This window comes from Nocardia tenerifensis NBRC 101015, from assembly GCF_000308715.1.
In the GTDB taxonomy this organism is placed as follows: domain Bacteria; phylum Actinomycetota; class Actinomycetes; order Mycobacteriales; family Mycobacteriaceae; genus Nocardia; species Nocardia tenerifensis.
Map to the genome: position 1 here is coordinate 19,197 of NZ_BAGH01000589.1, position 8,318 is coordinate 27,514.

At 65.1% G+C, this 8,318-nt stretch carries 10 protein-coding genes; 5 read left to right on the forward strand and 5 right to left on the reverse strand.

Going from position 1 to position 8,318, the window contains the following annotated elements:
* Positions 1–155: 155 nt before the first annotated feature.
* The 3 genes from ON39_RS49305 to ON39_RS46440 all read right to left on the reverse strand — a co-directional run bounded on the left by ON39_RS49305 (position 156) and on the right by ON39_RS46440 (position 3,400).
* Positions 156–593 (reverse strand): hypothetical protein, encoded by a 438-nt coding sequence (locus tag ON39_RS49305; RefSeq protein WP_146251470.1) that lies wholly within the window; start codon positions 591–593, stop codon positions 156–158.
* A gap of 1,178 nt (positions 594–1,771) precedes the next feature.
* A complete protein-coding gene (locus ON39_RS39465; RefSeq protein ID WP_040741864.1) occupies positions 1,772–2,095 on the reverse strand; it encodes a hypothetical protein in 324 nt (107 codons plus the stop codon).
* A gap of 465 nt (positions 2,096–2,560) precedes the next feature.
* Entirely contained in the window at positions 2,561–3,400 is an 840-nt protein-coding gene (locus tag ON39_RS46440; RefSeq protein ID WP_051187686.1) for a hypothetical protein, read from the reverse strand.
* 388 nt (positions 3,401–3,788) lie between these two features.
* Here ON39_RS46440 and ON39_RS39475 point away from each other — a divergent pair, with 388 nt between their 5' ends.
* The 3 genes from ON39_RS39475 to ON39_RS39485 all read left to right on the forward strand — a co-directional run bounded on the left by ON39_RS39475 (position 3,789) and on the right by ON39_RS39485 (position 5,459).
* Positions 3,789–4,601 carry a ParA family protein gene (locus ON39_RS39475; RefSeq protein WP_040741866.1) on the forward strand — a complete coding sequence of 271 codons (813 nt, stop codon included), beginning with the start codon at positions 3,789–3,791 and terminating at the stop codon, positions 4,599–4,601.
* Positions 4,598–5,071 (forward strand): hypothetical protein, encoded by a 474-nt coding sequence (locus ON39_RS39480; RefSeq protein ID WP_146251469.1) that lies wholly within the window; start codon positions 4,598–4,600, stop codon positions 5,069–5,071. Before ON39_RS39475 ends, ON39_RS39480 begins: the two co-directional genes overlap by 4 nt.
* Before the next feature lie 175 nt (positions 5,072–5,246).
* Positions 5,247–5,459, forward strand: a complete 213-nt coding sequence (locus ON39_RS39485; RefSeq protein ID WP_040741869.1) for a hypothetical protein — start codon at positions 5,247–5,249, stop codon at positions 5,457–5,459.
* 12 nt (positions 5,460–5,471) lie between these two features.
* Here the strand turns inward: ON39_RS39485 and ON39_RS39490 are convergent, their stop codons facing one another.
* Positions 5,472–5,807 (reverse strand): hypothetical protein, encoded by a 336-nt coding sequence (locus ON39_RS39490; protein WP_146251468.1) that lies wholly within the window; start codon positions 5,805–5,807, stop codon positions 5,472–5,474.
* Between the two features lie 352 nt (positions 5,808–6,159).
* On the opposite strand from ON39_RS39490, the gene ON39_RS39495 reads away from it, so the two are divergent.
* Positions 6,160–6,345 (forward strand): hypothetical protein, encoded by a 186-nt coding sequence (locus ON39_RS39495; protein WP_040741874.1) that lies wholly within the window; start codon positions 6,160–6,162, stop codon positions 6,343–6,345.
* A 1,092-nt stretch (positions 6,346–7,437) separates the two neighbouring features.
* Here ON39_RS39495 and ON39_RS39500 read toward each other — a convergent pair.
* Complete coding sequence (locus ON39_RS39500; protein WP_040741876.1) at positions 7,438–7,704, reverse strand: DUF6290 family protein; 267 nt, start codon at positions 7,702–7,704, stop codon at positions 7,438–7,440.
* Positions 7,705–7,999: 295 nt separating this feature from the next.
* Here ON39_RS39500 and ON39_RS50270 point away from each other — a divergent pair.
* A partial coding sequence (locus ON39_RS50270; RefSeq protein ID WP_218006199.1) for a hypothetical protein occupies positions 8,000–8,318 on the forward strand: 319 nt, incomplete at its 3' end.

The window sequence follows — 8,318 nt, forward strand, 5'->3', positions numbered from 1 at the left end:
GAGGCAAGCCAACGAAGTTGGTGCGGCTGCTATCGAACGCGACCCACTCCGTTGGCCGCAAAGTTATCGATGCCTGACGGACCTTCCAGATTGTGGATCATTCTGGTCCATCTGGCCCCCCGTAAGCAGGACTGGCGTCAAGAAGGCTGGGGATTTCAGTTGACGACGATGTAGTTGAGCCGGACGTGGATCGATGATTCCCAGCCGGTCCCCCAGGCAACGGTGACAGTCCCGCCATCGTGCGGGGCGACGTTGTATACAAACAGGGCGGCCGACCCGACGAAGGGGAAGTCGTTGTTGGTATCGACTTCGGTAATCGATACCGACACCTGACTGAACCGGTTCACACCCGGAATCGAGTCAGTGGTGATGAATACACCTCCCCCATGGGTAATCCAGTGAGTAAAGCCCCACCAGATCGAACTGACGTTTCCACCGATTTCGAGCGCACCTCCTGGGCCCGCTCCGTCAGCGAGCTTGCGCCCTGGGGGGACGATGAGGTTCTGCTCGTCTCGGACTGCTTGGAGTACCGGTTGACGCCCGAACGGTGTCTGCACTTCGGTCGGCAGCGACGGGCCATCTGTAGTCGACATCTCAACACTCCTTGGTGAATAAATGAAACCCGCCAAGTACGCGACTGCGCTGCGGGCAGTTGGCATGACCACAGTCCCCCTTCGCGATCCACGCTGGACACGAGTAACGCATCACCTGATCTCGATGACCACCCCGACTGACAGTCGCTGCCGGGAATCAGGGTTGCACAGGACGGATCCGGCCAGCTAGCAGTCGGTTCGCTGAGCGAAACCCGTTGTGCGCGTTGGGCAATAAGGGGTCTCCGTAGCATTCGCCATATCCGCCCGATTCTCGGCGAATGCTACCGAGACCCCGAGCGGCGGGGCTCCCGCGCGGCGCCGGGCCGCGGCGCGTGCTCGGCGGGTCGCTCTACCCCATCTCCCCCGGCATCGCAACGAACCGGGTGTGTCGATGTCCGGAGTCCTGTTCAGCGCCGACCTGCGAATACTGGTGCGGCTGAACAGGACTAGCGATCGTCGGCGTGTCTCGAACTTCTCGGCAGCACCGGTCATTCAGCTCGTACTCGTCTTCAGCACAGGGGTAGCGGGTGGCCGGGAAGTCAGCGTTGCCAGAGCGCTCAGTCCCCCGCCGGTTTCCGACAGTCATTCCCCACGGGCCCCGATCTCGGATGAGTGAGAGTGCCGTTCATACAAGCCGCCATCCCGGTGGGCTGTAATCTCGGGACTGCTAGATCGCTGTTTCCCGGAACCGGATGAACCGAAGAAGGAGTGATCATTTTGAGCGACTCAGACGATCCGGATGCGCACCTCAGGTGCCGTATCTGCGGCAAGCAGGCTTTGTCGGAAAGCCACTTGCTGGTCCATTACCAGGAGTACCACCCTCACGGTCGCAGCGAGCCGGAGTAGGTACCGGCATCGTTTCCCCGCCACGCATGTATCGGTGTGGGGCGTTCATCGGTGGTCGGTGGTCGGTGCTCACCGGCCACCGACCGACCCACATCCGCTAGCGCCGGGCGCCGCCGATTTCGGCGCTGGCGCTGGTTGTTCCAAGACAGTCGACGTCCAACAAGCGTCTCTCGGCGAGTGGTCGCTCGTAGCGACGAATGGGGTGCGGCCCGGGGCTGCCCGAAATTCGACAGTCCCGTTCCACGGGCACACCTCGGCCTCCATTCCGCCTGGCCGAGGTGATCCCGAACCGCCCGCCCGAGCAGGTTCTCGAGCCGGTGGCTATCGCCTGCTCAGTCGGTGAACTGCACTGATTCGATACCTGCGGAGACTGGGAGCTGTGAGAGGTTGGACACGCTGCGACCGGCGTCCACGCTCATGGCGAAGTGCTCGCAGTCACTGCCGAGGTAGAGAAGCGCGGTCTTGTCCGTGCCGTTGTCGACTTTGTCCACAGGGTATGGCAGAGCGACACAGACATTGTCCGGCGGATCTATGTACTGAAGTTTGTCCCCGTCGACCTCGGAGAAACCTAACGTCCCCGTGGCCGCCTGCGCGCTGGTAGACAGGCCTATGACCAGCGCTGCGGTGGCACCGGCCGCCAGACCGATTTTGCTCATGGATGCGATTGCATGACGAAAGCGCATGTAGTGGTCCTCTTCTCGTCGACGGAATCCAGCCTCGAGATGATCACCGGCCAGTTGCCCTGCTCGGCCCTTTCACGCACTCGAATGCCGCGAGAAGAGTCGTTCCTTCCGCGTCATTCGTCGCATTCAGAGGCTACCTATGAGGGCGCTTCAGAATGACAGAACACGCCTACCGGGTGTAGGCGGAGATCGGGGCGCAGCCGACCGGATCAGCGATGGCACCCTCGAAGGCCTGGAGTCCCGCCCCGGCCCGCCGCGGACCCCGCCATGCGGTATCCGCAGGTCACGCCGCTGACAATTTCGCGCGGCCTCTCAGTCAGCTGAACAGGACTTCGAGCATTACTGCACGCGACTTCGAACACTGACAGGGTGGCGTGTTTCTGACCGCCGATAAGCGGGCCTTATCGGCGGCCAGCAACCAGTACGGGCCCGCGGCGCTTACTGCTTGGGCGAGGACATCTTGCGGTAGTCGACCGAGTAGCCGCAGGCCATCTCGATGTCCGAATCCGAGCGGGAAGAGCTGTGCGGAGCCAGTCCTTCCAGCCAGTCGGATCGCGCGGCGTCGTGGTGCTCGGCGCAGGCGTAGACGATGGCATCGAGAGAGCCGTGCAGCTGCCCGTCGCGGGCGCTGTAACCCTCGACGCGGTACGCGGCCGGCCTCCCGCAGGGTTGAGGTTGGCCGGGGCCGATTTCCACCGGCCACCCCGATCGAGAGTGCTGCGGGGAAGGGATGTCGGCGACGAGCTTGGACCAGCGCTCGTGCGCGGACTGGCGGGTCATGCCCGTCGCGGTGCCGATGTCGGCCCAGGAGGCACCGTCGATGCGGGCCTGGCGTACCGCGTCGGTGAGCTTGGCTTGCGCGGCGGCGACTTCGGCGGCGGCCTGGCGCACAGGGGAGACCGCGACGGCCGGACGGATGTGGGCATACCAGTCCGCATAGACGGCATCCTCGACCTCCGCGCTGGGGTCCGCGAACTTGTCGAGGCGGGCACAGCGGGCGGCGAGATTCTCGTTCTCGGCCGGCTCGACGCGGGTCCAGCGCGGGCCGCGCCAGTGGATCCGGTCGGTGCCCTCCTCCACACACGCCATCTGCCAGGCGACCACCTCATCGAAGTCGCGCAGCTCACGCGGCTCACCCAAGCCGTAGTCGCGCGGTTCGCCGTCCGGGGTGTAGAGCACCGGCATCCGTCCGCGGTCGAATCCTCCTCCCCCGGCGCCGTCTGCGAACAGGTACAGGATCCAGCCCTCGTGCTCGCCGTCGTCGGTGCTCCGACTCATCGGTTTCCCCTTCGGGTAGGTGTCAGGATTTCCTTACATTCTACCTCACGTAAGGATTTCCTGACAGCCCTTTCGCGCAGGTAAAGCGGTAATCCACGGGTTCAGCCGGTTCTCAGCTATGCGCGTCCTCTCGTCCCTGCGGCCGTACGGATACGCGGACGCGCGGACGCGCTCCCGCATGCGCGCTCACGTGCTCACGTGCTCGCGTGCGCGCGTCCACGCGTGCGCGCGTGTACACGTACGCGAGGCCACGTGTCCAGGAGGACATGCGTCCGCTTTGCCGCGCGCCTGCGTGTCCGCTCGCGATCCGGCCTGGAATGTGTCATCGTGCAGGCGATCCACGGGAGACACGCGCCCCCGCCGACGAAACGAGATCCGGAGAAATCCCATGGCGGACGCCGAAGTCATCGCGATCGCGAACCAGAAAGGCGGGGTCGGCAAGACAACCGCCACGATCTGCCTGGGCCGTTCCGCCGTCCGGGACTACGGTGCCCGCGTCCTGGTCGTGGATATGGACCCGCAAGGCAACACGACCGGCTCGCTGATTCGAACACCGATCCCCGCCGGCCAAGTACGCCTGGCCGACGCCATCACCCCGGACACCGATGTCACACTGCGCGAAGTGATCGTGCCGAGCATCTGGGACGGCCTCGACGTAGCTCCCGGAGGTCACACTCTCTCGGTAGCGGAGCGCAAGGTCATAGCAGCGGAGTACGGCCGCGAGCACCGCTTGCGTGAGGCCATCGCGCCGGTCCTCGGCGACTACGACCTGATCCTCATCGACAACCCGCCGACCCTGGGGCTGATGCTGATCAACTCACTCGTCGCGGCGCGCAAGACCATGCTGGTGACCGAGGCGGACAAGTGGTCCGCGGACGGGCTCGCGCTACTGGGCAAGACGATCGTCAACGTCCGCAACTACCACAATCCGCACCTGGAGATCCTCGGTGCGGTGGTCAACGGCTGGCGCGGCACCGCGTCGGACAAGCGCAACGCCGACGAGATCAGCCAGGGCATGGCGAAGCATTTCCCCGGTGTGCCGCTGTGGATGGAATACCGCATTCCACTGTGGACCGGCATCAAGGACAACATCGACAACGGCGTCGCTCTCGACCAGGCCAAAGAGGCCAAAATCCGAGTACTCGCCGCAGACGTGATCCGGCCGCTGGCCGGGCTCATGCTCGGACGGACGACGGTATGACCACGGCGGAAGAACCGCCCCGCAAGCAATCCACGCTCAACGACGACGAGGAGTTCTGGGCGGCCCCCGCACGACCTGATCCCGCCACCGTATCGAGTCGACCTCAGCGACCACCCGCGCCGGCCTCGGCGCCACCACCGGCGTCGATGCGCCGTAAGGCCGGTCGGGATCTCGCGGAGGCCAAGGGCCGAAAGCGCGCCCGTGACGCCGCTTACGCTTGGGCAGCTGCCGAGCAGCGTGCCGTAATACGTCTGCACGAGCTGATCGGCGAGTTCCAAGGCGCTCTCCACCGGGGGACCGCGCCGGAGGTCATCGCCCAATTCGTTGCCGAAGCCTGCCAGCGCTACGACATCGACCCTGGCGGCGTCCCGGAGCAAATCCGGGCGACCGTGGGCCTGCCAGGCGCACCGGCCGAGCCGCAGCCCGTGCCGCAGCCCGGGCCGGAACTGGACGATTCAGCAGGGATCTAGCGAGCAGTCGTCGCACAGCAGCACGGCCTCGCCGTCGTCGCCGAGGACAACATCCGGCAAGCCGGACCGTTGGCCCAGATCCTCATCCCATTCGATGATTTCCACCCGGCCGCAGCGAGCGCACCGCCATTGGTCAGTAGGTTGCATGCATCGAGTACACACTCGACGTGTGCCGATGAAGGACCCGCCACTCCACTCCGCTCACGCGGTGGTGCAGCTGCTGGCCGGCGAGGGCTACAACCCCGGCGATACCCGTGCTGTCCTCGACCAATGGCTGCTGGCGCTGCTGCGCTCGACAGCGAGCCGCGGCGAGCTCGGCGACATCGAGTACTACTTCAGCAACGCTGACATAGCCGAACTCCGCAGCATCCTCGATAGCCTGCGGTAAACGCAGCCACGCCTATCGCGTTCGCTTGCGGCGTCGGCGTTCGGCTCGCTGGAGTCCTGGGGCGAGGTCTGCACCGGCCAAGCGCGCGACGGGAGTGCCGGACTGCGGGGCTGCGTAGTCGGCCAGAGCCCGCTGGCAGGCTGAGGTCAGCTCGGTCAGCTCCTGGCGCACGAGGCGCACTGTCACTCGCTCGAGGTCCGTGGTGATCGGTGTGGTCGCGATCCGGCGGCGCAGTTCGGCCAGCAGCGCGACAGTGGCATCGCGATCGGACAGCACCAGCGCGACCGCGTCGTCCGGGGTGCGGGGGACGAGGATCTCGGTTTCGTGCGTGACAACCCGTTCCCGCACATGCACACGGTCGCCGCGCTCGTGCCCGCGGCGTCGGCAGTCATCCGAGCACCACACGCGCGGCCGGCCGCGCCGAGCGCGGGCGATCAGCCCGCCGCAACGCGGACAGCGCGGGGACTCCATGCCCCGAGGGTACGGCTCACCGGCCAGCGAAACCGGTGCATCACAACCCCCTGCTCCAACACCCGGGGCTCAACGCATCGCTACCCGTCCGCTTCGCTGCTCACCCTCGATGACTCCCACACCCCTCCATCGCGCTTCGCCACACCGGTCATACCTCTTGCATCCAGGGCAACTTTCCGATGACGGCGCATGATTTACGTCCGACAAAACACGTCAGGAGGACGGACCCATGCTCAACGAGCAGGCGACGCAGTACCTCGTCGTCATCGAGCAGCGCGACGGCCAGGAGCAGCGGACGGTGTTTGTCGACGCCGATGTGTGCCCGTTGGCGGGGGAGGCCGCGGCTTACGTCGACGCCGTACTCGCGCCGGCCTGGTTCGTCCGAGAAGTCCGGCCCGCCACTGTGCCCGAATAAGCACCAGACCCGGGGTACCCCGGCACACAGCCCGGCGTTACCCAGCGCTAGCCCGATGCGCACACGGACACGGGCTGCCGCCGACCGATCCGGGGGTTACACCTTTTGCACCATCCCTGGCCGCACCCGCTGGCTCGGCGGTAGCCGCTGCTTTTTGGCCCCTGGGGTGGGTCGGTCTGCACCATGAGGCGGGCAGGCACCGCCTGCCCGATAAGGCCTGCCTTTTCCGCGTAGAGGCTCCAGGGTCAAGGGTGGCCGTTAGGCCATCGGCGATAGCCGACGCGACGCAGGAGCGCCCTTGACGCTGGAGGGGCGCGGAAACACAATGCAGGCCGACCCACCCCAGGGCCACGCGGCCGAGAGGCCGCGCAGTCCTTCCACGAGCGCCAGCTCGTGCACGCGGGCGCCCGACGCCCGCGCATCACCAGGCCGGCATCTACACCCCCGCACGCGGCTAACTGACCTGCCCTCGACAACCAGTGAAGCCCCCGGCCATCAGGCCGGGGGCTTCACTGGTTGCGGTGGGTGCATAACTTCCCCGTGCTGGACCTCACCGCGCGGATTGCGGGCTACAAGCGGCAGGTCGGTGCAGGGGCGTCGATGATGACGTGCACCGGCGGAATGTCGCTGGCCTGTTCGACGTGTGTGAGCTGCCTGTCTCCGCCTACGACGATCACGCCTCCCACAACCGCCGCCAGGATCGCACCGCGCAATGTAGCGGGACAGACCCATCCGGCGCACCATGTTCGCCAGGCCGGGCGCCGGCGTGTGGTCTGGGTTTTCGAACCGTCTGCCTCCTGGCCAACTACGCGGTGCTGCGTGGGCTCGAAGCCCTGGGATCCGAGGTCTGCCGGATCGTTGGACATTGGCGTCCCTTTCGATGCTCTCGAGTCATCTTCCGTGTGGCGGGTGCTCCACACGTACGGGACGATAACACTTGTGTTCACCTCGAGCACAACTGTGTTCGATACGACACATGAGGGTGACCGTTCGAGTAGCCCTCGAGTGTCTACAGACATCCCGGACTGGCATGCAGTCATACGAAAGGGGCCGCCGGCAGTGTTTGCCAGCGGCCCCTTATCTGCGTCGGCCTCAGTCGTTCCCGCAATCTTGCCCGGAGTCGGCGGCCGCGTGTGCCGCTGCTCGCTTCCGAATCTCGTCAGCCGCCTGCTTCTGCCTCTGACGCTCGGCTTCGATGCGCCGGTCGATGGCATCTGGGTCTAGGCGTTCGCGGATGCCCTCGCTCATGATCGTGCGCGCAAGTTCGGCCGTGGTCATGTTCAGGATCGCAGCCAATCCGGTCAACAGGTCGTGATCTTTCTGGCTGATACGCATGGTGAACGTCGTGGTTTGCGCCATGTGCCCTCTCCTTCCGTCCGACTGGGTTCAGTTGCGCGAGGGGACGTAAGTACACGTCGGCGGTAGATCCTTGCGTAGCAATGCGAGCGCTCTGAGCTTGTCAGCGACATATGTCTTGTGCTTCATCTGGATCACCCTGAACTCCTCATTTGAACTGGTCAGCCGCTACAACGGCATGCAAACGCCTTCATGGAAAGACGGCCCGAATACTAGCGGGAACACGCGTGTTCATGGTAGGTACTTTCGGTCACAGACAGAAGGTATATGACCACATCTGGACACATCTGTTCTTAAAGTGCGTGTTGACCAGAAGTTTGCGGTGCAGTCTAAGGTCCCCGATACCACGCTTGTGATCGATTCGAGTATCTTCGTTGCCAGCATTGCGTCGAAGTTCATCAGGTTCTACCGGTTACCGCAGGAGGACACGAGCATGACTGACCCGCGCGTAGGTGCCGGCGGTCCGGATGACCCATCAGAGCCGGGGCATCCTCGGCCCTGGAGTACCGAACTCACGCCTTACTCTGAAAAACGATCCGAGGTGGAGGCTGGCGCCGCTCTGCCCGGAAAGCCCTCGAAGCGACCGGGAGACAAGAGCATGGACCGCTTCGAGCGGG

Coding starts and splice junctions, on each gene's coding strand:
- ON39_RS49305 (WP_146251470.1), bottom strand. CDS start 593: ATGTCGACTACAGATGGCCCGTCGCTGCCGACCGAAGTGCAGACACCG.
- ON39_RS39465 (WP_040741864.1), bottom strand. CDS start 2,095: ATGAGCAAAATCGGTCTGGCGGCCGGTGCCACCGCAGCGCTGGTCATA.
- ON39_RS46440 (WP_051187686.1), bottom strand. CDS start 3,400: ATGAGTCGGAGCACCGACGACGGCGAGCACGAGGGCTGGATCCTGTAC.
- ON39_RS39475 (WP_040741866.1), top strand. CDS start 3,789: ATGGCGGACGCCGAAGTCATCGCGATCGCGAACCAGAAAGGCGGGGTC.
- ON39_RS39480 (WP_146251469.1), top strand. CDS start 4,598: ATGACCACGGCGGAAGAACCGCCCCGCAAGCAATCCACGCTCAACGAC.
- ON39_RS39485 (WP_040741869.1), top strand. CDS start 5,247: ATGAAGGACCCGCCACTCCACTCCGCTCACGCGGTGGTGCAGCTGCTG.
- ON39_RS39495 (WP_040741874.1), top strand. CDS start 6,160: ATGCTCAACGAGCAGGCGACGCAGTACCTCGTCGTCATCGAGCAGCGC.
- ON39_RS39500 (WP_040741876.1), bottom strand. CDS start 7,704: ATGGCGCAAACCACGACGTTCACCATGCGTATCAGCCAGAAAGATCAC.